The organism is Propioniciclava sp. LT432 (genome assembly GCF_059515965.1).
Genome location: NZ_JCAKNE010000033.1, coordinates 1 through 22,410, shown reverse-complemented (window position 1 = coordinate 22,410; position 22,410 = coordinate 1). Strand labels below are relative to the sequence as shown.

Here is a 22,410-nt window from a genome sequence, read left to right as displayed (position 1 = left end):
CCCCCGGGCGCCGGATCAGCGCACGGCGGCGACCGCAGCGAGCGGCACGGTCCGTGAGCGGACGACGGACGCCACCGAGACACCCAATCCCAGGAGTCCCCAGCCCACCAGCAGCAACAGTGGGATGGTCACGCCGGTCCCGGTCGAGACGGCGCGCACGGCGTCCAGGGCCGGGGAGACCGGCGAGAGCACGCGGAGGGCGTCGAACACGCCCGGAGCCGTCGCCGTGGTCGCCGTGACGGCCGTCACCACCGCCATGGCCAGCGCCACGACACGGCCCCCCGTTCCGAAGGAGGCCAACGCGTGGTTGACCACGGCGAACGCGACCCCCGCGACGAGCAGGACACCTGCGAGGAGGAACCCCTCCCCGACGGTCAGCCCGAGCGCGATCCATCCGGCGATCGCCAGCAGGACCGCCTGCGCCGCCACGATGGCCATCCCGGGCACCAGCGAGCGCCGCAGCAGCTGACCGGACGCCGCCGTCGACAGCGCGGCCCGGCGCGAGGTGCGCGGCACGACGACGAAGGTCGCCAGGGCACCCACCCAGAGGGCGGTGGCCAGCAGCAGGCTCACCCAGGCGAGATGGGGCCGGACGAGCGCGGACAGCCCCGACGTCTCGACCGGCGAGGCAACGACCCCGGAGAGCTGGTCACGTTCGGCGTCGGAGTACGTCGGGATCTGGTCGACACCCCCGGCGACCCCGTCGGCCAGCTCTTGGGTGCCACCCGCGAGCTCGTGCGCCCCGTCCGCGAGCTGGCCGAGCCCACCCGCGAGCAGCCCGGCGCCGTCCGCCGCCTGGTCGATGCCGCCCGTGTACTGGTCGACGCCCGAACTCAGCTGGCCGAGCCCGTCCGCGAGCAGGCGTGCACCACCGGCGGCCTGGTCGACGCCGCCGGTGTAGGCGTCCACACCCCCGGACAGCTGCTGCAGGCCACCGGTGAGTTCACGCAGGCCCGCGGAGAGCTGCCCGGTGCCGTCGGCGAGGCTTCGCGCCCCCGAGGACAGCTGGTCGGCGCCGGACGCCAGTTGGTCGGCACCGTCGGCGAGCTGCTGCCCGCCGGCGTCCAACTGCTGGCCGCCCTGGATGAACTCGTCCAGCAGGGCGATCACGGCCTCCTTGGTCAGCGGCGTCCCCGCGGGGATGGAGGTGCGGACGCGCTGCAGTTCGGCCTGCACGCGCGGAGCCCAGGCGACCATCTCGGTCGAGGCGGCCGAGAGTCGGTCCAGCAGGGCCAGGACCTGCTCGCCGGTCTCGTGCAGCCGGGCAGCGTCGACGTCCAGGGCACCGGCGTCCGCGGTCACGGGGGCGAGGGCGTCCGTCATGCGTTGCCCCGCGGCGGCCATGCCTGCGCGGTAGGCCGTGCACGCGTCCGCCGACAGGTCGGTCGGGCACGTCGCCGCCCCGGACGCCAGCCCCCGGGACGCCAGCGCCGCGGCCTCGGCGGCCGCCGCGTCGACGCCGTCGCGGACGCCGGACGCCCCGTCCGTCAGGGCCATGGCCTCCTTGATCCATGCCCTGGCCTCCGCGACGAACGCCTGCACGCGGGCGTCCCAGACGATGGCGTCCGTGGTGAGGGTGTCGATCGCCTTCTCGACCTCGGCGAGCCAGCCCGCCCACTCGGGCAGCTGGTTGAGGCCGTCCCGCAGCGGGACGATGAGGCTGTTCACGCCGCCGGTGTAATGGGTGACGCCGTCCGCGAACTGGTGGGCACCCTGGGCGTAGGTGTCGACGCCGTCGGCGAAGCGGTCCGCCCCGTCGGCCCACTGGTCGGTGCCGTCGGAGAGCTTCTGGGCGCCGTCGGCCAGCTGCCCGGCTCCGTCGGAGGCCGACCGGACGCCGGCGCGCAGCTGGGCGGACCCCGCCGAGGCGAGGCCGAGGCCGTCCGCCAGCGCGTCCGCACCGGACGCCGACTGCCGGGCTCCGTCACGCAGCATGGGGGACCCGTCGGAGGCGAGCTCCAGGCCCCACGCCAGGTCCTGGGCACCCTCGGCCGAGCGGCTGGTGCCGTTGGCGAGTTGCCCGGCGCCGTCGGCGAGCTTGGCCGTGCCGTCCTTCAACTCGAGCATCTGGGCGTGCATCTGGTTGAAGCCCACGTAGATGTTCTTCAGGTACTCCCCGGTCAGGAACCGGTTGAGTGCGTTCGCGGCCGCGTCGGCGACGGTCTGGCCCAGCGCCGTCTCGTTGAGCCCCACCACCGGCGAGGTCTGGACGTGGATCGTCGCCCGCCGGGCCTCCCCCGGCTCCCCGCCGAACGACGTCGCCGCCGCGGAGAACTCCTTCGGGATCGTCACGACCGCCGCGTACCGCCCGGACGCCAGCCCCTCGGCCGCCTTGGCCTCGGTGGCGACGACCCAGTGCAGGTTCTGCTCGCGGTCGGAGTCGACGAGTTCGGCGGTGAGCTGACGCCCCAGGGGCATCTTCTGGCCGTTGACCTCGACCATCTCGTCGAGGTTGACCACGGCGGCCTGGACGCCGCGCAGGCCGGTGTCGGCGTACGCGGTGCCCCACAGGAAGCCCCCGGCGGTGAGCAGCGGCACGAGGAGGAGGGCGAGCACGGTCGTCCAACGGTTGCGGTTCATCGGGTACCTCCGGCGAGGGCGGGATCGAGGTGCTGCGTCTCCACGGTGGGTTCGGCGGGTTCCGGCTCGGGGCCGGGCGCAGCGAGGTCGGCCCGGACGCGCTGGGCCGGGACGAGGTCGGCCAGCACGTCGGCGTCCGAGGCGGCCAGCACGAGCGACACGCCCTCGTGCGCGGTGAGTCGTTCCAGGGCTCCGCGTGCGTCCGCGGGGAGCCGATCGGCGTCGTCGACCACGACGAGGTCGATGTGGGCCTGGCCGGCGGCCCGCGTGAGGATCCGCTCGGCGTCGGGGTCGCCGCCGTCCAGCCAGAGGGCGCGGCGGCGCAGGGGTCCGGCCTGCTGGGGTAGCACCAGCCCCAGGACCTTGAGCTCGCCCGCCGTGAGCGCGAGCCGCCCGGACAGGGCGAGGGTGAGGGCGCGCCGGGAGGCGGCGGGACCGTCGAGGACGAGGGTCCCGGCGCGGGGCACGTCCAGGTCGACGCCGGCGAACAACGTGGCCTGCTCGGTCGAGGCCCCCAGGCCCTCGCCGTGGATGGCCTGGTCGGCACCCGGGTGCGGCCAGTCGGTCAGGGACAGCTGGTGGGTGATGGCCTCACCCTCGGCGTCCATGTGGGGCAGACGGCGGGCGAGCCAGCGCGGCAGCCACCAGGCCTTGGCGCCCAGGAGCTTCATGACGGCGGGGCCGAGGGTCATGCGGACGAGGAAGGCGTCGATCGCCACGCCGACGGCCAGACCGAACGCGATGGGCTTGATGACGCCGCTGCCCTCGGGCACGAAGAAGGCGAAGACGCTGACCATGATGAGAGCGGCCGCGACGACGACCTTCGCCGAGTGGACGAAGCCCTCCTGGGTCGGGTTGGTGTGGTTGCCGTGCACGTACTCCTCGCGCATGCGCGAGGTGAGGAACACCTCGTAGTCCATGGCGAGGCCGAACAGGATGCCCATGAGGATGATCGGCAGGAAGGAGATCACCGGCACCGCCTCGGGCAGGTGGATCGCCTCCTTGAACCAGCCCAGGTTGAACACCAGGGCGGTCAGGCCGAACGCCGCGCCGACGCTGAGCAGGTAGCCCAGCGCGGCCTTGATGGGCACCACGAGCGAGCGGAACACCACCGTGAGCAGCACGAGCGACAGTCCGACGACGAAGATGCCGAAGGGCAGGAGGGCGCCGGCGAGCTGGGCGGAGACGTCGAGGGCCACGGCCGTGTACCCCGTGATGGCCATGTGGACGCCGCGGGTCTCGGCCCAGCTGTCCACCAGGACCTGGAGGTCGCGGACGAGCTGGGTCGTCGCGGGATCGTCCGGACCACTCTCGGGGATGACCTGGATGAGGCCGGTGTCCGCGTTCGGGTTGGGCACGGCCATCGCCACGAGCTTGACGCCGGGCACCTGCTCGACCTCGTCGGCCAGGGCGGTCACCAGGCCCATGGGGTCGTTGGATTCCACGATCGATCCGGTGATGACCAGCGGTCCGTTGTAGCCGGGGCCGAAGCGCTCGCTGATGATGTCGAAGGTCACGCGGTCGGGGGCCCCGGGCGGATTCTGGCCGGAGTTCGGCAGCGCGAGGTGCAGGTGCTGGGCCGGGAGCGCCAGGGCCCCGAGCAGGAGGATGACCGCGACGATCGTCACCGCTGGCACCTTCGTGACCACGCGCACCCACCAGCGGGACGCCCGCGCCCAGGCGTCCGGCTTGGCGGACGCCACGGTCACCTCGGCGGCCTCCTCGGCTGAGAGGCCCACCAGCGCGCGCGCGGCCCGCGGCCGGAGTCGCTCCCCGGCGAAGCCCAGCATGGCGGGGAGCAGCGTGAGCGCCAGGGCGACCTCGATGGCCACGGCGACGGCGGAGAAGACGCCCATGATCGAGAGGAACGGCATGCCGGCGATGCTCAGCCCCACCAGCGCCACGATGACGGTCGAGCCGGCCACGACGACGGCCGAACCCGCCGTGGCGGTGGCCCGGGCGGCCGACTCCGCGGCGTCCATGCCGGTGGCCAGTTGGTCCCGGTGACGGGACACGATGAACAGGCTGTAGTCGATGCCGACGGCCAGCGCGAGCATCAGCGCCAGCAGCAACGTCGTCGACATGACGGGGATCACGCCGGCGGCGATCACGATGATGAGGATCGACGATCCCGCCCCGACCAGGGCGCTGACGATCGGCATCATGGCCGCCCACACCGAGCCCAGCACGACCAGCAGGACGATGATGGCGACGCCGACACCGATCGCCTCGACGGCGGTGACGCCGGGCATCGAGAAGGAGAACAGGTCGCCGCCGACGTGCACCTCACTGTCGGGGATGGCTTGCTGGAGCCGCTTGCCGCTCTCGCGCAGCACATCGCGCTGGGCGTCGGTGAAGGTGCTGGTGGTGTTGCCCTCGGTCGCGCGGACGTTGATGAGCGCGGCCGTCCCGTCGTCGCTGACCAGGCCGTGGACGTACTCGTTGTACGGCGATTGGGCGATCGCCACCCACTCGATCTCCTCGAGCTCGGCGATCTCCGCCTCCACGGCGTCCTGGATCGCCGGATCCGTCACCTGCTGGCCGTCGGGGGCCAACACGATGACGGACGCCGAGCTCATCGCGGCCTCGGGGAACGTCATGCGCAGCTGGTCGAGGGCCTCCTGCGAGGCCGCGCCGGGGATGTCGAACTCATCACTGAAACTGCCGCCGACCGTGGCGGCGAGCCCACCCAGCGCGATCAGGATGGCGAGCCAGATCGCCACGACGCGGCGGCGTCGGTGCCAGCACGCGCGCGCGAGCCGGTAGATCCAAGTGGACACGGGTGACCCTCTCGATACAGAGCTGTATCCAATACGGTACTGTATCGAGTCGGGTCACCCAACCCGGCGCCAAGCCTTTTCGACGAGGAGGAAGACGTGACGGAACTCACGCCGCGGCGGGCCGCCACGCGCGATCGCCTCGTGGACGCCGCCGTCGTCGTCTTCGCAGAGAAGGGAGTCCTCGGCGCCTCCGTGGAGGAGATCTGCGACGTCGCCGGCTTCACGCGGGGCGCCTTCTACTCGAACTTCTCCACCAAGGACGACCTGTGCGTCGCCCTGTTGGAGCGCCACTACGAGAACCAGATGGCCGCCCTCGACCAGGCGGTGGCAAGCCTCGGGACGCCCGGCGGCAGCCCCGGTACGCCCGGCGGCAGCCTCGACGAATTGATCTCAGGGGCGCTGCGCGTGTTCTTCGCCGCCCAACCGGCGGGCCGGTCCTGGATCCTCGCCTCGCAGGAACTGCGGCTGCACGCCGCGCGCTCACCAGAGTTCGCCGAGGCCTACCGGCAGTTCCGCCACCAGGGCGTCGGGCGCGTCGCCGAGACGGTCGAGGGCGTCGTGGAAGCCTTGGGGTACGAGTTGGCCACCACCGGCCCCGCCGCCATCGGTCTGCTGGATGCGGTCCACGAGTACGGGACGCTCGGCTCCCTGATCGGCCCGGACACCCAGGGCGATTTCAAGGAGCAGCTGCTGGCCGAGGTCCTGCGTACGCTGATCCGCCCCGCGGCCTGACGGCGTCGGGGCCGGCGGCTTTCGGTCAGTCGGCCTGCTTGTCGGCCGCCAGGCCCTTGGCGGCGGCGTCCTTGGCGTGGGTCACGCCTTGGGTTGCGAGATTGCCGCTGTCGTCCATGAGGTGGGCGCGGACGAACCACTGGTACTGCTCGAGCTCGGCCACCTGGCCGATGAGCAGGTCCTGCGTGACGAGGTCGATCTCCTCGAGCTCGTCGATGAGGGCGCGATGGTCCTCGATGACCCCGGCGTAGACGAGGTCGAGCGCGCCGAGGTGCTCGGCGGCCTGACCCAGGCCGATCGGGTAGTCGTCCCACGTCCGGCGCGCCACGAGGTCGCCCGGGCAGCCGTTGGGCGCGATGCCGAGGGTCGCCATCCGCTCGGCCAGCTGGTCGACCATGACCCGGACGCCGTCCACCTGCGGGTCGAGCATCTTGTGGACGCCGATGAACTTCGGGCCGACGACGTTCCAGTGTGCGTGCTTCAGCGTCAACTGCAGGTCGTTCAGGGCATGCAGGCGCAACTGGAGCTTGTCCCCGAGTTCGTGGACCTGCTCGACCTCGACGCCGGGAACGGTGAACCCGAGCGTCTTCGACGTGGTGCTGGACTTCTGCTTGGACTGGGTCTTGTTCTGCGTAGCCATGTCGTCCACCGTGCCCCGGTCCGCGCGAGAGGGGCAAGGGCGTTCAGGGCCGGAACAGGGTTTTCATGGACGGGAATGGGGGTGGGCCCCAATCGACGGCTGTCAACTCGACCAGCGGCCCGTGAAGTAGAGCCACGCCCACACGCCTTGCACGGCCAGCGCAACGATCCCGAGCAGGATTCCGACGACCTTCCAGCCGGTCGTGTTCGGTCGCGCCTCGACGAACTCCCCCACCTGGCGCCACAGCGGGAACCACAGCAGGACCGCCCGGTTCACGCTCATCAGCCAGTAGCTCAGCGAGAACGCCAGGACCTGGACGCCGACCCAGGCCGCCTCGGCGATCCGCTTGCGGAACAGGGCCACGAGCGTGACGAGGACACCGACGACCCACGAGATGAGCTCGGCGCGGAACAGCCACACCCATTCCGGATGGTCCGGCGTGGGGCGTTGGACGACCTCCCAATGGTTCGCCAGGGCCTCCCAGGGCCAGTGGAAACCGCGGTTCCACCCCGCCTCCTGCGCGGAGAACCAGGCGGTCCAGGTGCCGGTCAACCCGTAGAGGTACACCACGTAGGTGACGATGACGGCGGTGGGCAGGACCAGCCAGGCCAGCCGTGCGCCGAGGCCACCATCTCGGACGCCGCGGCGGCGGGACGGCCGGCGGCCCTGGGTGAGGGCCAGGATGGCGAGGGCCCCGATGAGGAACAATCCGGAGACCCGCAGCGTGCAGGCCAGTGCAGCCAGCAGTGCGGCCTGCCCCCACCGCCGCTCGGATGCCCGCTCCCACGCCCAGAAGGCCGCCGCACAGAAGGGCGCCTCGGTGTACGGGACGGCGGTGAAGACGGCCGTCGGAGCGAGGAGCCACGCCACGGCGCCCCAGACGCCCGCCAAGCGGTGGAGCGCGAAGGCGGCGGCCAAGGAGCAGGCCAGGGCGATGGCCGTTCCACCGAACACGGCCGAGATGCCCAACTCGCTGAAGCCGCGCAGCACCAACGGCAGGCCCGGGAAGAACGCCATCTCCTTGGGATCGGCGTACCCCTCAGCTGCGATCTTGAGGAAGTGGCCGACGTCCCACTGCGCCAGGACGTTGTCCAAGGAGCGCCGCTCCGTCACGGCCAGCGTGACCGCGATGATCGCGAGAAGGAGCCGGCTGACGAGCCACACCTGCACGATCAGCAGGTTCTCGTCGGCCAGTTTCGCCGCCCTGCGCGCCATCCCCCTCCTCGTCGTCCGGAGGGAGCCCCCTCAGGTCCTGAACCTTACGGGGTGCCAGGAGTCGGCTTCGACTGCCCGGGCGGCACGATTCCCGCCGTCGGCTTCGGGGACACGGTCGGGTCCGTGGTCGGCGAGGGGTCGGGCTTCGGCCCCTTGGGCGGATCCGGCGTCGGCTGGGGCTTCGGCTCCTTCGTGGGCTCCGGCGTCGGGGAGGGCTCCGGCGTAGGAGCGTCCGGCGTGGGTGTCGGGGTGGGCTCCACGGTCACCGGAGCGGGCGGCGGGGGCGTCGGCATCGCCGAGAACTTGCCGGAACCCGACTGCTTGGTGGGGCCGGGGAATGCGATCTTCTCCTTGCCCTCCATCGCAATGCGCATGTAGGCCAGCCAGGCGGGTGCCGGATAGGTCGAGCCGTATGTCTGACCGATGTCGCTGTAGCCGTGCTCGCCGCCGGTGAGGACCACCGCGGTCGAGATCTGGCGGGTGGCGCCGACGAACCAGGTGGCCTTCGTCTCCTTGGCGTCGGAGTCGTAGTACGTACCGGTCTTGCCCGCGACGTCGTGCCCCAGGGCGCCGACGCTCTTGGCCGTGCCGTCCCGCACCACACCGGTGAGGGCGCTCACGGCGTTCTGCGCAACATCGGGCTCGATCGTCTGGTCCTGGGCCACCGCGGTCGTGTAGATCACGTTGCCCTGGGCGTCCTGGACCTCCGCCACGACGTGCGCGTTCGTCCGCTTGCCCTCGTTGACGAGGGTCGCGAATCCGCGGGCGGCGTCCAAGGGGGAGACTTCGGAGTAGCCCAGGGGGATCGTCGGCTGCGGGTCAAAGTTCGTGTTGCGCAGGCCGGCATCCTCCGCCGCCTTGATCACCTTGTTGGGGCCGTCGTCCATCTGTGCCACGAGATCCACGTAGGCCGTGTTGATCGACTCGGTGGTCGCCTTCTCGAGCGTCACCGGGCCGTAGCTCGCGCCGCCGGCGTTGCTGACCTCCTTGGAGCTCCCCTTGACCTTGTACTTGTTGTTGCCGTCGAAGCGGTCACTCAGAGTCGCGCCGTCACGCAGGCCGGCCACGAGCGCCCACGGCTTGAACGTCGAGCCGGTCGGACGAGGAGTCTCAGCCCAGTTGACGTCCTCCAGGGCATCGGGCCCGGAGTACATCGCCAGAATCGCGCCGGTGCCGGTGTCGATCGACGCCATGGCCGGGTGGTAGAACATCGGATCCTTGCTCGGATTGGCCGGGGAGCGCAGGTTCGCCGCGACCTTGTCCCGCATGTCCTGCATGGTCTTGATCGCCGCGTCCTGCAGCCGCTTGTCGACGGTGGTGATGATCCGCAGGCCGCCACCGTCGATGAGGGACTCCTCGAAGCCGGCCGCCAGCAACTCTTCCCTGGCCTTGTTCATGAAATAGCCGTTGGGGCCGCCGAGCCGGTTGTCGCGCGCCAAGGCGGGGAAGTCGGGCAACTGCTGGTAGATCTCGTTCTTGCGGGCCTCGGTCATGTACCCCAGCTTCACCATCTGGTTGATGGTGTACTGGTAGCGCTCCAGGAGGTCCTTGGCCTGCTTCTCGCCGCGTTGCGGATCGAGGCGACCGGGATCGTTGATCATCGCCGTCAGCGCGATGGCCTGCTGATCGTTGAGGTCCTTCGCGTCGACGTCGAAGAATGCCTGCGAGGCGGCCTGGATGCCGTACGCACCGCGTCCGTAGTAGACCGTGTTGAGGTAGCCCTCCAGCACCTGCTCCTTGGGCACGTCGCGGCCCATCTTCAGGGCCAGGACGATCTCGGTGAGCTTGCGGGTCATGGTCTTGTCCTGCGTGAGGTACATGACCTTGACGTATTGCTGTGTGATCGTGGAGCCGCCCACCGTGTCGACGCCCGGCGTCAACGCGGTCTGCACCGCGCGCGCGAGGCCCGCGACCGAGATGCCCGGGTCGGTCCAGAAATCCTCGTTCTCACCGGCGATGATCGCGTTCTTGGCGTTGTCGGGCATCTCCGACAGCGGGATCGACACGCGATTCTGCACCTGGAATGTGCTGATCGGCTGCTGGCCGTCACTGAAGTAGACGGTCGAGACGTTCGTCTGGAAGTCCTTGTTCGGGTCGGGCACCTCGGCATTGGCGTACATGATCCCGAAGCCGGCGGCACCGATGACGACCAGGGCGACTGCCACGATGCCGATCCACTTGAAGACGCTCAGCGCCACCTCGCGGGGGGACCTCTTGCCGGGTCGCTTCTCGCCCTTCGGGCCTTGCTGGGCCGGGGGCACAGCGCGCTTGGGGTCAGACATGCAAATCCTCAACGTTCAGGGAGCGGGGTGCGTGGCGGTCGTGCGCTACCACACCCGTCCAGAGTAGTTGCCCCGGCGTCCATCCCCTAAGCGGACGTCCCTGCGCCCGGCCAACGGCGGCGCGCGGTTGCCACGGCGGGCACGTTTGGTGGCCGAGGGATCCCGTGCCGTAGACTGTCCCTCCGCCGGGCCCATGGCGCAATTGGTAGCGCACCTGCTTTGCAAGCAGGGGGTTGGGGGTTCGAGTCCCCCTGGGTCCACCGGAGTCACGCGGCAGTGGACTCCCGCGAAACCCTTCCGCACCAGCGAACCTCATTGACAGGGCTCCGCGGCGCGCGCACGCTGGCAAGTGGGCAACGATGCCTCGACAGGAGGGAACTCTGATGTCCATCGGGCGCGCCGGCAGGTCTGCCAGCCGGATCGTTCTTGCTTGTGGGGTGGCGTTAGCCGCCCTTGCGACCACGACGGCTGACGCCGTCGCTGCCCCGGACCAACGGGCCGGGGTCTTCAAGCTCACCTTCGCCGGTTACGCGTCGATGGCGTCCTGGACCACCTGCCCCGACCTGGCGTCAGAGCCGCTCGGCACCGTCTGCACGGGCGCGGACGTCATGGCCTTCTACTCCTCCGGGAGGGAGCAGGCCAGCAGTGAGTTCCACTTCCATGACCGCAAGAGCGGGGTGGTCAAGACCTGGGACTACACCTGCGTGGTGACCGACGTCGAGTTCGACCCCGGGCAGGTCGAGCGGACGTGCGTCTTGCAGTCGGAGCGGTTCGGTCGGGCGACGGACGCCGATGTGTCCGTCGATCCGCAACTCGACTGGACTGAGGCGACGGCAGCGGTGCCGGTGAGGATCCTCGACTTCGTGAACGGGACCGAGACGGAGGGCACGCTCGACGTGGCGGTGTCGTTCACGGGGACAGGCCCGACGACTCGAATTGATGAGCGGACGCACTGGACGGATCGCTACGTCATGTGGCGCGAGGGCACCCGAGGTTGGGAGCGGGGCTGCGCAGCGACCGCGGAGTTCAACGGGGCGACGGTGCCCGGCGAACTGGTGTCCTGTTCCTTGTCGCGCGTGCGCCAGACCGAGGTGCGGGTCTACCACAACGTCCCCGCCTGAGCCGGCGGGACGGGTCACCGACCCGCACGCGAGATGGCGGCCAGGTCGGCACCCCCACCGACGTCCCCGACCGACACCACGCCTGCGGCGGGGCGCGCGACGTAGGTGAGCCGCTCGCGTTGCACGCCCTCCCCCGGCCTGACCTGGAACCGGGTGTCGACGCTCCGAACACTCGGACCGGTGGCGTCCAACGCCAACCCGACGGTCACCGTGCCCGTGACGAGGTCCTCCGTGCCCGTGCACCCGTCGAACGAGAACCTGGTCACGCCGACCTCACCCGCGGCGTCCGCCTCGGTCAGGCGCCGGTCGATGCTGACCGCGGCGGGCCCGGAGCCCTCCACCATCTCGACCTGCTCGGCCCACACGCCGCCGCCGCACTCAACCAGCGTGCTCGTCAGTGCGAAGGCATCCAACCGTCCGTCCTTGGCGGGCGGGCCACTCACCGACGCAGTGAGGAACACGTCCTCGAAGACCGGGTCTCCGGCGACCTCGGACCAGCGACTGTAGGCGCCCACCGCGCCCAGCCCGCCCGCGGGGGCGGCGTTCGGCAGCACCTCCACGCCATCACCCCTGACCCGCGTGGTGTCCACGGCGTACTTCAGGAACGCCGCCTCACTGCGCACATCGGACAGGAACCCGCCGATGGAGACCGAGCCAACGCCGTCGCGGGAGAAGTCCACGCTGCGCAGCAGCGTCCCGTTCCGTCCCGAGGACGCGGCCGACTCCCTGCCGGTGCGGAAGCGGACGGTCGTGCCCTCCACCTCGATGGCGACCCGCTGCGCTGGGTGGACGATGGTGACGGCATCCGCGCCGCACCCGGGGCTGGTCTCCTCGACCAGGTCCACGACCGCCTCGCCCGATGCCAGACGAACTCGGCGGTCGATCTCCAGGGACACGGGTCCGGGACCGGTGGCCTCACGCGTGGCCGTCCGGACGGTCGTCGATGCGAAGTCATCGGACCCGTCGTCGCACACCACCCCCGCAGCCCGGGACACGAACACGTCCACCGACGTCATCCCGCCCAGGACACGCACGAACGAGACCCCGCCCGCGAAGCCCTCCGCCCCGGGCGCATCGGGGAAGAGGTTCACAGCCGCCTGGTAGTAGTGATGGTCGCTGGACGCCACGGGCGCGGCCCCGGCCGGCACCGGAAGTGTCAACGCCACGGCACAACAAGCCGCCCCGACGAGGAGCCGCTCCAGGGTGCCGTGCAAGGGACTCATGGCACCATTGTCGAACTCGCCCGGGCCAGCCACAATCCCTCAACGCGACCCTCAGCGCGCTTGGGGAAGCCAGCTGACGGCGTTCACCGGATAGAGCGGCACCTCGACGTGCGCATCGTCGAAGGGTCGCCACATGACCGGCACCACCGATCCGTCAGTTTCGGTGAGGGAGGCACCCCTTGGGGCGGGCTCGGGGTTCAGGCGGCCCGTGTAGAGGAACACGATCTCATGGCCGAGCTGGCCGTTCAGCTGGAAGATGTTCTCCACGACCCCCAGATAGGTCAGGCGGTCAACGGTCGCTCCGAGTTCCTCGCTCACCTCGCGGAGGACTGCGTCGCGATGGGTCTCCCCCACCTCGACGCTGCCGCCGATCAACCGGTGGTAGCCGTCAGGGTTCTCAGCGGTGGGCTGGTTCACCGAAACCGCATGAGCCGTCCCGTCGGCGTTCGGAGCGATGAGCATCGCCTTCACCCGGATTCGAGAACGCTCAATGGCCACCCCCTGACGGTACAGCGCTGCGAAACCACGGGTGGGCTCACGCTTCCGTGCTTCACGCTGCTGAACGGTTTGCCCTTGCAGGCGCTTGGACTGGTCCCGGATGCTGAGGTCATGCCCGGACCATCTCCAGCGATACCGAGTGCCCTCGGCCGTCCGGCCGGCCGCGCTCTTGATTCAGCCGGCTTTCGAACGATCGCCGACCTGGACGGGATCAGTGAGCGAGAACTCCTCGCCCTGCACGGAGTGGGTCCACGAGCAATCAGGATCCTCCGCGAGCATGGAGCGCGGCTGACTCCGTAGCCAGACCCGGGAGAGCGCGCTTTTCTGGCCGGTGGGCCTTGAACGAAAGGCGCGGCGTAGCCTGTTGGTGTGCCCGCGGAGGGCGGGTCCGGCGTGGGCATGGCCGCGGAGGTGGCGCCATGGAAACTGAGTTGTTCGTCCATTTCGCAGAAATCGCCGGCGTGTTCGTCGGATTCGGTTCATTGATCGCGCTCCAGAGCGCTCGCCCGTCCGACCTGCACGATGTGGTCTACCTCAGAGCCGTACTCACGCTCGGCGTCCTGGTCGTGATCGGTGCTCTCATCCCGATCGCGATCAACCGTTACGGCATCCAGGGCCACCTGCTCTGGCTGTCCTGCGCCCTGGTCTTCCTGACCCTGTGGGTCATCGTCATCGTGGGACTCAATCTGAGCCGCGAGTACGGCGCCTTCAACGACAGGCTCGACCCTGTGGACCGGCTCTTCCCTGTCGTCGGGTTGCCGTTACACCTGTGCATTGCCGGCAGCTTGATCCTGATCATCACCGGTCGGTGGCCTGACACCGAGGAGGCACTGTACGTCACGGCGCTCACAGCCGGGGTGATCTTCGGCGGGTACACGCTCCTGGTCGCTGTGCTGAGCCAGCACCAACAACAGCTCAACCAGACCGGAACGACCCCCAACGACCCAAAGGAAGCGTGAAGCCCGCTCCAAGCTGTCTGACCAACTCACCCGCCGTGGCAGAGTCGTGCATCGTCATCCGCCCGCGGGATGGCTAAGGGTGTTCTCGTAGCTTCCAGAAACTGTCCTTGCGGACAATGCGTCCATCGTCTCCAAACGTCCATAGGTCGCAGCCTCGGACCGTGATGAACTCACCGGCCGTTGTCGTGCCGGTGAGAGTCCACTCTGACACGCCCGGATGGCCGGCCACGAAGTGGGCGTCGTCGCGGTAGGAGACGTCGGGGATGCCTTCGAAGCGAGCTGCCAGACCGCGTCGGACTTGGTCCTTCCCGACAAACCGGGTGCCCCAGGGTTCCTGACCGCGCGGCGACTCGAAGACGCAATCCTCAGCGAAGTGGGACAAAATCGTGTCGAGGTCGTGCCTGTTGAACGCGTCCAGAACCTCCCGCAAGGCCGCCAGCCGTGAGTCGGTGGACATTTCTCCTCCTCGGGGTTCGCCGCCCGCTCACACGGCGCAGTTCCTGGTGTGCGAGGCTGCACCGGGGGCGGCTGGCCATCGTCGTGTTCCACAGCCTCAACGATGTCACCCTGGACACCCGATGACTAGGCCTGCGATCTCCTGATCGCGCTCGCATCAACAACCGCGGACGGGCGTGGGGTGGTCGTCACGGTGGTCCAGTGTCACGCTGGAGGCGTGGCTTCTGGAGACGGTTTCTACGCCCGCATGTTCCAACGACACGCTCATCCGTTCAGCGCCTGGTCGAGGCTCCTGAGCACACCGCTGCTGTTGGTTCCGCTGTGGACACGCCGCTGGTGGCTGTACGCCCCCATCGGCGCCTGGCTTGCGGTCAACCCCATCATCACTCCGTCGGTTCACGACACGTCATCGTTCGCGACCCGGGCCATGCTGGGCGAGGAGTCCTGGTCACGGAACCCGACGTCCGAGCCGATGATTCTGGCCCTCACGGGCGTTGCCAGTGCATCACTCGTGGGCGCCATGGTGGCCGCCCATCGACATAGCAAGACCGCCGCAGTGATCGGCACTGGGTTCTTCATGGGCCTCACCTTGTGGGAGTGGAAGCTGTGGGCGGACCGATTCACGCACGAGACAAGTCGGGTGACAGTCTGACTTCGATCCAGCCCGACCCGCCAGCCCTACCCCGCGAAGCCCAAGTGTGGCCTGTGCCAGACTCTTTGGGTGCGTGCCTACCGGGACATCCTCAGCATTCCGGGTGCGTTGAGGTTCTCTGCAGCCGGACTGTTGGCGCGCTCGGGCGGGGCGATGATGGGGCTGGGGATCGTGCTGATGGTCTCCGCCCTGTACGGCAGCTACGGGCTGGCCGGCACATTGGCCGCGGCGAACGCGGTGGCTTGGGCGGGCGGCACCGCGTTGCTGTCGAATCTGGTCGACCGTCACGGCCAGCGCCGGGTGATGTATCCGGCGACGGTGGTGTCGGCGTCCATGCTGGCGGTGGCAGTCGTCTTCGCCGTCCTTCAACTTCCTGCGTGGACGCTGTTCCCGCCCGTGATCCTCAGTGGCGCGACCGCCGGGGCGCCGGGAGCCCTGGTCCGGGCACGGTGGAACCACGTGGTCACCACCCCGCATCAGCTTCACGCAGCGTTCTCGTTGGAGTCGACGCTGGACGAGATCACCTTTGTCATCGGTCCGGTCGCCGCGACCGCCCTGTCAACCGGGGTGCACCCGGCCGCGGGGCTGGCCGCGCCAGTCGTGCTCGCCTTGGTTGGCGCGCACCTGTTCTACTCCCAGCGCGACACCGAACCGCCGGTCACGCCGAGGCCGGCCGTCAGCCAAGAACACCCTTCGCGACGCTTCGTCCTGCTGATGCCCGGCGTGGGGTCCGTCGTGGCGGTCAACGTCCTGATCGGCGCCCTGTTCGGCGCGATCGACCTCAGCGTCGTAGCGGCCACCACCACGTGGTCAGCCCGGCCGGCGGCGGGCACCGTGCTGGCCGTGTTCGCGTTCGCCTCCGGTGTGGCCGGCTTCGCCTACGGAGCCCGGCGATGGCGGTCCCCGACTCGTCAACGCTTCGTCATCGGTGTGGTGGCCATGTTCCTCAGCACTGTGGGCCTGCTGTTCGCCGGCTCGGTACTCGTGTTGGCCGGTGTCGGGATCCTGATCGGCGCCACCATTGCGCCCACCCTGATCAACGGCAACACCTTGGTTGGACGCCTCGTGCCGCGTGAACGGCTCACCGAGGGCTTGGCCTGGATGAGCACGGGTCTGGGGATCGGCGTTGCGATCGGCTCCAGCATCGCCGGCCCATTGATCGACACCCACGGACACGTCATGGGCAACGCGGTGGTGGCAGGCTTCGGCGGACTTGCTGCGCTGATCGCATTGGGGTCAAGTGCCAGGCTGCGCCGGGCCGACGCACTGGCCGCCTCAACCAGCAAGCAAGGGCCAGACCGCGACACAGTCTTCGAATAGCGGGATCGACCCGGTCAGACTGAGAGCGACTCTCGCGTTTCCTGGACACGAAGTCGCTCGGATCGGTCGGGTCGTGTCCCGACAGGGCGACCGCGACGACGTGATACCGGGTGGCCAGCAGCGGGATGATCTCGCCGAAGCTCTGCTCCCACGTCGTCGCCAGACCGTGGATCACGACCACCGTCGGAAGATGCACCTCCCCGAAGCAACGAAGCCTCATCATCACCTCCGCCCCCCGTGCGGTCCGGGAACTCCTCCGCGACTCGTCACTGACGTCGAGTATCGCCGACGGTCACCTTGGTGCGCCCGTCCGGCTGGTTCACTCGGGGCGTTCGGACTCGTGACACCATCGGATGACGTCGTCGACCGCCCCCACCGGGGGCAGGATGTCCTCAGGGGGGCTACCGGCATGAGGAAGTACTTGGAGTGGGCAAGGCGTGAGCCCAGCACGCGGCAACTCCTGATCACCCTGGGTTTGGCGGGCGGCTTCTTCCTGGCCGGGTTGCCCGTCCTGATCGCCGTCACGTCCGGCTGGCTCGACCGGTCACTGGGCCTGCCCCAGTTCCCCGCCGGCATCGCCACCAACATGGTCGGGATCGTTCTGATGGTGGCGGGCGGCTTGTTTGCGTTCTGGGCGGTGTTCGCCGAGGCGCGGGTCGGGCACGGCACGCCGGTGCCGATGATCCCCACCCGGCGACTGGTCGTGGTGCCACCGTTCACGTACTGCCGTAACCCGATGGTGCTGGGCACCGTCGTCGGCTATCTCGGCTTCGGCGTGTGGCTTGGCTCGGTGTCGGCGATCGTCCTCGTGCTGGTGTTCGCCGCCCCGCTGCTGGTCTACGTGAAGGTGCTCGAGGAGAAGGAACTCGAAGCCCGGTTCGGGGCCGAGTACGTGGAGTACAAACGGTCGACACCTTTCCTGCTTCCCCGCCTCCCCAAGCAACCTCATGGTCGGTGAACGAGGGGCCCGGCACGCGGCCACGGCGGCGTGGTGTCAGTGGTCGGCGAACGCGTAGCGCAGGAAGGGTGTTCAGGGTGACGGCGACCCGGCGCCCGGCAGACCGATGACGTGACGGAACTTGGCTCCACTCTCCTGGTTCCGGGGCGGTTCATCGGCACGGACCAGTTCGACATTCTCCAAGCCCGCCGTGTGGAGGTAGCCCGCCAGCCTCCCGGTGAGAGCGCGCCACACCGTCTCGGCGTCCTGGTCAGGGTCGACGTCGAGGCGGACGCGGAGTGCCGCGGGTCCGGTCTGCACCATCTGGCGAGCCGGACGCCGACGGTCTGTTCGAACAGGGGCACGAGGGCCAGAGGTGGGACGTCCACGATGGACCCGTCAGCGGATCGCAGGTGCAGGATGTCGTCGTGTCGCCCGGCGACCCTGATCGCGGGCAGCGGGCACCCGCAGGGGCAGGGATCGGGTCGGGTGACCACCGAATCGCCGAGGTCGTAGCGGATGATCGGTTGAACACCGTTGGCCAGGTTGGTCAGCAGGACCGTGTCGGATCGTTCACCCGCCGGGGTGGGGCGTCCGTCCGCGTCGACCGGCTCGAGGACGGGGGGTGAGGCTCCTATTCCGTGTCAAGCGGCGTTGAGCCATTCTCGGTAGCGCACTGCGAGTTCGGGGTTGGGGCGTCTGCCGAGTTCGAGTTCTCCGATTCGTGCGGGCCATACGCCGAGGTGTTGGGCTGCCGCGGTGAGCGTGAGGTTCTTGGCTCGTCTGGCTGGTCTGAGGTCGGAGTAGTCGGGTGCTTGGGTGTGCCCAGCGAGGGCGCGGAAGACTTCACGTGCGACGGCTCGTTTGAGGGCTCGGAAGACTTCCTTGCTGGTCCATCCTTTGGCGAGGCGCGCGTCGCGGTAGGCGATGGTGGTCGGGTCGTAGGACATCCGGACTGGGCTGCGGGATGAAATCCGGACCGCTTGATATTCATGTTTCAGGCTGCCTTGTTGGTTTCGTACCAGTCCTGCTCTGCCTCGTTCGGGGTACGATATTGAAGCGCGGAATGCAACCGTTTCTGATTGTAACGCAACTCGATGTAGCGTGCAATATCCCGGATAGCATGCCGCCGAGTCGGATACACGGTCCGATGAACCCGCTCCACTTTCAAGGTCGCATTGAACGACTCAGCCCACGCATTGTCATAGCAGATACCAGTCCGTCCGACCGACCGAACAATCCCGGCCGCGCGCGTGAACTCGGCAAACTCGGCCGACATGTATTGAGTCCCGCGATCCGAATGAAAAATCGTCTCCCCGCTGCGGATATGGCCATTACTGATCGCCATGGCCAGGGCGTCGGTGACCAGCTCGGTTCGCATGTGCTCGGCCATCGCGTACCCGACGGCCTTCTTCGTGCAGCAGTCCAGCACGGTGGCCAGATACACCCACCCCTGCCAGGTCGGAATGTAGGTGATGTCGCCGACCAGCTTGAGCCCGGGCTCGTCGGCGGTGAAGTCCCTGTTGACCAGATCCGGCAGATCCTTCGCGTCAGCCGGGATCGTGGTCCTGGGCCCGCTGCGGCGCGGCTGACAAGCCACCAAGCCACGCTCGGCCATGATCGCACGCACCGTCTGCGGGTCACACGGCCTCCCGGCCCGCACCAAGGCGGCATGGATCCGTCGGTAGCCGTAGGTGGCGTCGGAGTCGGCGAACAGGACCTCGATGATGTCGCCGAGCTCGTCGCGCCACCGCTGGGTCACCGAGACCGGCCGGTTGAGCCACTCGTAGTAGCCGGCCCTCGACACCCTCGCCCACCGACACATGCTCCGGATCGAGTAGTTGCCTTCTTCGCTGTTGATGAACGCGTACTTCGCGGTCACCGGACCTCTTTGGCGAAGAAGGGCTTGATATGTAGGTGATCTCGACTCCGGGTGGATGGCGGTTCGTGACGGGGTCGACGATGTGGTCGTCGTTCTCGTGGCTGGAGCTGTTGATGGAGTTGTTCGTGCCTGTCCTTGCCCGCTCGCGCGGCGCCGCTCCCGAGTTGGGTGACGCGCTGTTGGATGAGTATCTGCGGTTCACTGCGGCGCGGCTGCGTCCGAACTCGGTGACGGCGCAGGCTTTCGACTTGAAGGTCTTCTTTACCGTGGTGGGTAAGCGGCCGCTGGCCGTGGGGACTGCGGACGTGTTGGCGTTCATCGAGGCACAACGCCAGCCACGACGTGGTGGGAACGTGGTGCGCCTGTCCGATGGCGAGCAGGGGTTGGCGGCCTCCACGATCAAGCGCCGGTTGGCGACGGTGACCTCGTTGTTCGACTACCTCATCGCGCGTGGCGTGTGCGAGCGCCAGCCCGTCCCGCGATCGATCACCCCTAGGACACGGTCGCTGCGAGGGGCACCGCTGGTCCGGGCCCCGAAGCGTCTGCCGCGCATCCTCGCTCCGGGTGAGGCCGTCGCGCTGACGAACGCGCTGCGCACGCAACGGGACCTGGCGATGGTCACGCTCATGCTGCGCGCCGGGCTACGGCGTTGCGAAGTCCTCGGCGTGCGGTTCACCGATATCCAGCCAGGCGACCAGCGCGTGTTCATCTGTGCGGGCAAGGGCGGTCACGAACGGATCGTCCCGGTCGATCCGTTGTTCTTCACTCACCTACACGCCTACCTGTCCCTCGAGCGGCCACGCGACGGCGACGGCGAGCGCGTGTTCGTGGTGTTGAAGGGCCCCAACCGGGGTCGTCCGCTCACGGCGGCGGGGCTTGACGAGGTCCTCGCCGGAGCCCGCCGCCGAGCCGGGCTCGCTCATGCGACGTGCCACGAGTTGCGTCATACGTGCTTCACTCGCCTGCGTGAGGCTGGGATGAGCCTGGAAGCAATCCAGGCCCAGGCGGGGCACGCGAACCTCGACACGACTCGCCTTTACCTGCACTTGTCCAACGACTGGCTCGCCGACCAGTATCGCGACGCCATGACCGTGCTCGCCGACATCTACGACAACAACGGAGCGGTGTCGTGACCCCCTCTACAGGCCCAGTGAGTGCGTCCCCGGCGCCGACGTCATCGCCGGACCGTGCTGTGGCTGAGGCGGTCGACGTGCTGCGCTGGTTCGCGGACGCGTACATCGCGGCCGGCGCGACGCCCGCAGCCCGCCAGACCCGCCGCCAGGGCGTGGCTGGGTTCGACCGGCGTTTCACCACTCTTGCCGCTTGGAACGCGGCCGACGTCATGACCCGGCGGGCCGTACGAAGCGAGGTCATGTCGTTTGCCGCCCACGCTGCTGTGGCGACTGGCCTGTGTGTCGATCCTGCCTTCGTGACGGGGTCTGGATGCCGCTGGGGCGTCTACCTGCGTACCGCCTATCCCGACCAGTACGACCGGTTCAACGGCCAGGCCGCTCAGCTCGGGTTCTGCGACAAAGAGATCGGCCGCATGTGGACCCACCTGTCCCGCATTGCCGTGATCGCCGGTACGGGTCCCGACGCGCTCACCCCCGCCGCCTACCAGCGGGCACGAACAGTGTTCTTCGAGTCCGTGACCGCAGGCAAGGACGCCATCCCGCACAAGTCACTGTCCACCCCACTGTTCGGGCTCGACGCGCTCATGCATCACCGTGGCCAAGCACCCTCCCCGGACAAGCGACGACGCTGGATTCACCGGCCCGTCGCCGAAGTCGACTGGGACCACCTCGAAGCCCACGCCCCGGTCATGACCGCAACAATGCGTCGCTACCTGCATCAATGCTCCCTGTCACTACGCCCGGCGTCGGTCACCTTGTTCGACACCACGCTCCGCCAGTTCGCCGGTTACCTCATCCACCACCACAGCGCCGACCAGCACGGCACCGATCCCGGCGGCGACGGCGACGTTCACCTGGTGGTGCGGGTCGCGGACATCGATCGCGCACACGTCGAGGGCTACAAGACCTGGCTCGCAGCACGGCCGGGACACCGAGGCAAGCCGCTGACCAAGACGACCCTGGCCATGCGCATGGGCCACCTGCGCTCGTTCTTCACCCGGATCATCGAGTGGGGCTACGACGACGTCCCCGCCCGGGTACCCGTGTACCGCGACGACCGTCCCCGCCTGGACAAGCCACTTCCGAAGTTCCTCGACGACGCCCAGGCAGCCGCGTTCATGGCTGCCGCCCGAGCACTGCCGAACCGACTCGACCGGCTCATCGTGCAGACCCTGGCCCGTACCGGGATGCGGCGCGGTGAACTGCTCGGCCTCACCATCGACGCCGTCGTCCAGATCGGCACCGGCTATTGGCTGCGCACCCCCATCGGCAAGCTCCACAACGACCGGTACATCCCCTTGGACCCGCAGCTGAAGACCCTGATCGACGACTGGCTCGCCGACCGTCCCGACTGGCAGGCCAGCGACCTGCTCCTACTCGACCGGGGCCGCCCGATCCCACCGACCCGCATCGACAAGGCCGTCGCGAAGGCCGCATCCGGTGCCGGGCTCGGCCACGTCCACCCCCACCAACTGCGTCACACCCTTGCCACCCAAGCCATCAACCGCGGCATGAGCCTGGAAGCCATCGCCGCTCTGCTCGGACACGCTGACCTGTCCATGACCATGGTCTACGCCCGGATCGGGGACCGCACCGTCGCCGACCAATACTTCAACGTCACCCGCAAGATCGAGTCCCTCTACGCCACGACCACACCCACCACGACAGATGTCGCAAAGAGCGCCACCGGCACCAAGCGCGCAACAGGTGTGCGCCTACCCGCCGACGCGGCCGGACCAGCCATGACCAGCCTGCACGCTGAGGTAAGCAAGCGTCTACTCGGCAACGGCTACTGCGCCCGCCCGATCGAGCTCGACTGCCGCTACGAAACCATCTGCGAGTCCTGCACCATGTTCTTCACCACCATCGAACACCGCCCCACCCTGCAAGCCCAACGCGACGACGCCTGCGCCAAAGGCCAAACCCGCCGCGCCGAGGTCTACACCAACCTCCTCGAACGCCTCGATCAAACCCCCGCTTGACAGACATCACCCACATAA

Annotated in this window: 19 protein-coding genes and 1 tRNA gene; 9 read left to right on the top strand and 11 right to left on the bottom strand. The window is 68.8% G+C overall.

Annotation, left to right across the window (positions count from 1 at the left end; genetic code table 11):
- Nucleotides 1-15: 15 nt before the first annotated feature.
- Nucleotides 16-2,580 carry a YhgE/Pip family protein gene (locus AC5YDV_RS16710; RefSeq protein WP_496184692.1) on the bottom strand — a complete coding sequence of 855 codons (2,565 nt, stop codon included), beginning with the start codon at nucleotides 2,578-2,580 and terminating at the stop codon, nucleotides 16-18.
- Nucleotides 2,577-5,360, bottom strand: coding sequence for an MMPL family transporter (locus tag AC5YDV_RS16705; RefSeq protein WP_496184691.1), 2,784 nt, complete (start codon nucleotides 5,358-5,360; stop codon nucleotides 2,577-2,579). Before AC5YDV_RS16705 ends, AC5YDV_RS16710 begins: the two co-directional genes overlap by 4 nt.
- Before the next feature lie 96 nt (nucleotides 5,361-5,456).
- On the opposite strand from AC5YDV_RS16705, the gene AC5YDV_RS16700 reads away from it, so the two are divergent.
- Nucleotides 5,457-6,092: a TetR/AcrR family transcriptional regulator gene (locus AC5YDV_RS16700; RefSeq protein WP_496184690.1), complete on the top strand. Its 636-nt coding sequence runs from the start codon at nucleotides 5,457-5,459 to the stop codon at nucleotides 6,090-6,092.
- 25 nt (nucleotides 6,093-6,117) lie between these two features.
- Here the strand turns inward: AC5YDV_RS16700 and AC5YDV_RS16695 are convergent, their stop codons facing one another.
- The 3 genes from AC5YDV_RS16695 to AC5YDV_RS16685 form a co-directional block, all read right to left on the bottom strand.
- Complete coding sequence (locus AC5YDV_RS16695; protein ID WP_496184689.1) at nucleotides 6,118-6,732, bottom strand: Dps family protein; 615 nt, start codon at nucleotides 6,730-6,732, stop codon at nucleotides 6,118-6,120.
- Nucleotides 6,733-6,834: 102 nt separating this feature from the next.
- Entirely contained in the window at nucleotides 6,835-7,947 is a 1,113-nt protein-coding gene (locus AC5YDV_RS16690) for a mannosyltransferase family protein (RefSeq protein ID WP_496184688.1), read from the bottom strand.
- 44 nt (nucleotides 7,948-7,991) lie between these two features.
- Nucleotides 7,992-10,229: a transglycosylase domain-containing protein gene (locus AC5YDV_RS16685; protein ID WP_496184687.1), complete on the bottom strand. Its 2,238-nt coding sequence runs from the start codon at nucleotides 10,227-10,229 to the stop codon at nucleotides 7,992-7,994.
- A gap of 187 nt (nucleotides 10,230-10,416) precedes the next feature.
- On the opposite strand from AC5YDV_RS16685, the gene AC5YDV_RS16680 reads away from it, so the two are divergent.
- A tRNA-Ala gene (locus tag AC5YDV_RS16680) sits at nucleotides 10,417-10,489 on the top strand.
- A gap of 123 nt (nucleotides 10,490-10,612) precedes the next feature.
- Nucleotides 10,613-11,350, top strand: a complete 738-nt coding sequence (locus AC5YDV_RS16675) for a hypothetical protein (protein WP_496184686.1) — start codon at nucleotides 10,613-10,615, stop codon at nucleotides 11,348-11,350.
- A gap of 14 nt (nucleotides 11,351-11,364) precedes the next feature.
- On the opposite strand, the gene AC5YDV_RS16670 is transcribed toward AC5YDV_RS16675, so the two are convergent.
- Both AC5YDV_RS16670 and AC5YDV_RS16665 read right to left on the bottom strand, forming a co-directional pair.
- On the bottom strand, nucleotides 11,365-12,573 hold the full coding sequence (locus AC5YDV_RS16670) for a hypothetical protein (protein ID WP_496184685.1): 1,209 nt from the start codon (nucleotides 12,571-12,573) through the stop codon (nucleotides 11,365-11,367).
- Nucleotides 12,574-12,624: 51 nt separating this feature from the next.
- Nucleotides 12,625-13,071, bottom strand: a complete 447-nt coding sequence (locus tag AC5YDV_RS16665) for an NUDIX hydrolase (RefSeq protein WP_496184684.1) — start codon at nucleotides 13,069-13,071, stop codon at nucleotides 12,625-12,627.
- A gap of 419 nt (nucleotides 13,072-13,490) precedes the next feature.
- On the opposite strand from AC5YDV_RS16665, the gene AC5YDV_RS16660 reads away from it, so the two are divergent.
- The gene (locus AC5YDV_RS16660) at nucleotides 13,491-14,030 is read left to right on the top strand and encodes a hypothetical protein (RefSeq protein WP_496184683.1); all 540 of its coding nucleotides are present in this window, start codon (nucleotides 13,491-13,493) and stop codon (nucleotides 14,028-14,030) included.
- Nucleotides 14,031-14,103: 73 nt separating this feature from the next.
- Here AC5YDV_RS16660 and AC5YDV_RS16655 read toward each other — a convergent pair whose 3' ends face one another.
- Nucleotides 14,104-14,487: a nuclear transport factor 2 family protein gene (locus tag AC5YDV_RS16655; RefSeq protein ID WP_496184682.1), complete on the bottom strand. Its 384-nt coding sequence runs from the start codon at nucleotides 14,485-14,487 to the stop codon at nucleotides 14,104-14,106.
- A 216-nt stretch (nucleotides 14,488-14,703) separates the two neighbouring features.
- Here AC5YDV_RS16655 and AC5YDV_RS16650 point away from each other — a divergent pair, with 216 nt between their 5' ends.
- From AC5YDV_RS16650 to AC5YDV_RS16640, 3 genes are all read left to right on the top strand, one after another.
- Complete coding sequence (locus AC5YDV_RS16650) at nucleotides 14,704-15,138, top strand: DUF6653 family protein (protein ID WP_496184681.1); 435 nt, start codon at nucleotides 14,704-14,706, stop codon at nucleotides 15,136-15,138.
- 69 nt (nucleotides 15,139-15,207) lie between these two features.
- Nucleotides 15,208-16,458, top strand: coding sequence for an MFS transporter (locus AC5YDV_RS16645; RefSeq protein ID WP_496184680.1), 1,251 nt, complete (start codon nucleotides 15,208-15,210; stop codon nucleotides 16,456-16,458).
- A 409-nt stretch (nucleotides 16,459-16,867) separates the two neighbouring features.
- Nucleotides 16,868-17,416 (top strand): methyltransferase family protein, encoded by a 549-nt coding sequence (locus AC5YDV_RS16640; RefSeq protein WP_496184679.1) that lies wholly within the window; start codon nucleotides 16,868-16,870, stop codon nucleotides 17,414-17,416.
- Between the two features lie 72 nt (nucleotides 17,417-17,488).
- Here AC5YDV_RS16640 and AC5YDV_RS16635 read toward each other — a convergent pair whose 3' ends face one another.
- From AC5YDV_RS16635 to AC5YDV_RS16625, 3 genes are all read right to left on the bottom strand, one after another.
- Nucleotides 17,489-17,719, bottom strand: coding sequence for a hypothetical protein (locus AC5YDV_RS16635; RefSeq protein WP_496184678.1), 231 nt, complete (start codon nucleotides 17,717-17,719; stop codon nucleotides 17,489-17,491).
- Nucleotides 17,720-18,039: 320 nt separating this feature from the next.
- Entirely contained in the window at nucleotides 18,040-18,345 is a 306-nt protein-coding gene (locus tag AC5YDV_RS16630) for a hypothetical protein (RefSeq protein ID WP_496184677.1), read from the bottom strand.
- A 47-nt stretch (nucleotides 18,346-18,392) separates the two neighbouring features.
- Nucleotides 18,393-19,334 carry an IS3 family transposase gene (locus AC5YDV_RS16625; RefSeq protein ID WP_496184717.1) on the bottom strand — a complete coding sequence of 314 codons (942 nt, stop codon included), beginning with the start codon at nucleotides 19,332-19,334 and terminating at the stop codon, nucleotides 18,393-18,395.
- Nucleotides 19,335-19,357: 23 nt separating this feature from the next.
- Between AC5YDV_RS16625 and AC5YDV_RS16620 the strand changes: the two genes are divergently transcribed.
- Entirely contained in the window at nucleotides 19,358-20,410 is a 1,053-nt protein-coding gene (locus AC5YDV_RS16620; protein ID WP_463644791.1) for a tyrosine-type recombinase/integrase, read from the top strand.
- 59 nt (nucleotides 20,411-20,469) lie between these two features.
- Nucleotides 20,470-22,392 (top strand): tyrosine-type recombinase/integrase, encoded by a 1,923-nt coding sequence (locus AC5YDV_RS16615; protein ID WP_459018334.1) that lies wholly within the window; start codon nucleotides 20,470-20,472, stop codon nucleotides 22,390-22,392.
- Nucleotides 22,393-22,410: the final 18 nt, after the last annotated feature.

Bases quoted from the DNA above. Each gene is read 5' to 3' on its own strand.
- AC5YDV_RS16655 (WP_496184682.1), bottom strand. From the start codon at position 14,487: ATGTCCACCGACTCACGGCTGGCGGCCTTGCGGGAGGTTCTGGACGCG.
- AC5YDV_RS16710 (WP_496184692.1), bottom strand. From the start codon at position 2,580: ATGAACCGCAACCGTTGGACGACCGTGCTCGCCCTCCTCCTCGTGCCG.
- AC5YDV_RS16675 (WP_496184686.1), top strand. From the start codon at position 10,613: ATGTCCATCGGGCGCGCCGGCAGGTCTGCCAGCCGGATCGTTCTTGCT.
- AC5YDV_RS16640 (WP_496184679.1), top strand. From the start codon at position 16,868: ATGAGGAAGTACTTGGAGTGGGCAAGGCGTGAGCCCAGCACGCGGCAA.
- AC5YDV_RS16670 (WP_496184685.1), bottom strand. From the start codon at position 12,573: ATGAGTCCCTTGCACGGCACCCTGGAGCGGCTCCTCGTCGGGGCGGCT.
- AC5YDV_RS16630 (WP_496184677.1), bottom strand. From the start codon at position 18,345: ATGTCCTACGACCCGACCACCATCGCCTACCGCGACGCGCGCCTCGCC.
- AC5YDV_RS16620 (WP_463644791.1), top strand. From the start codon at position 19,358: ATGTGGTCGTCGTTCTCGTGGCTGGAGCTGTTGATGGAGTTGTTCGTG.
- AC5YDV_RS16685 (WP_496184687.1), bottom strand. From the start codon at position 10,229: ATGTCTGACCCCAAGCGCGCTGTGCCCCCGGCCCAGCAAGGCCCGAAG.
- AC5YDV_RS16635 (WP_496184678.1), bottom strand. From the start codon at position 17,719: ATGGTGCAGACCGGACCCGCGGCACTCCGCGTCCGCCTCGACGTCGAC.
- AC5YDV_RS16690 (WP_496184688.1), bottom strand. From the start codon at position 7,947: ATGGCGCGCAGGGCGGCGAAACTGGCCGACGAGAACCTGCTGATCGTG.
- AC5YDV_RS16695 (WP_496184689.1), bottom strand. From the start codon at position 6,732: ATGGCTACGCAGAACAAGACCCAGTCCAAGCAGAAGTCCAGCACCACG.
- AC5YDV_RS16660 (WP_496184683.1), top strand. From the start codon at position 13,491: ATGGAAACTGAGTTGTTCGTCCATTTCGCAGAAATCGCCGGCGTGTTC.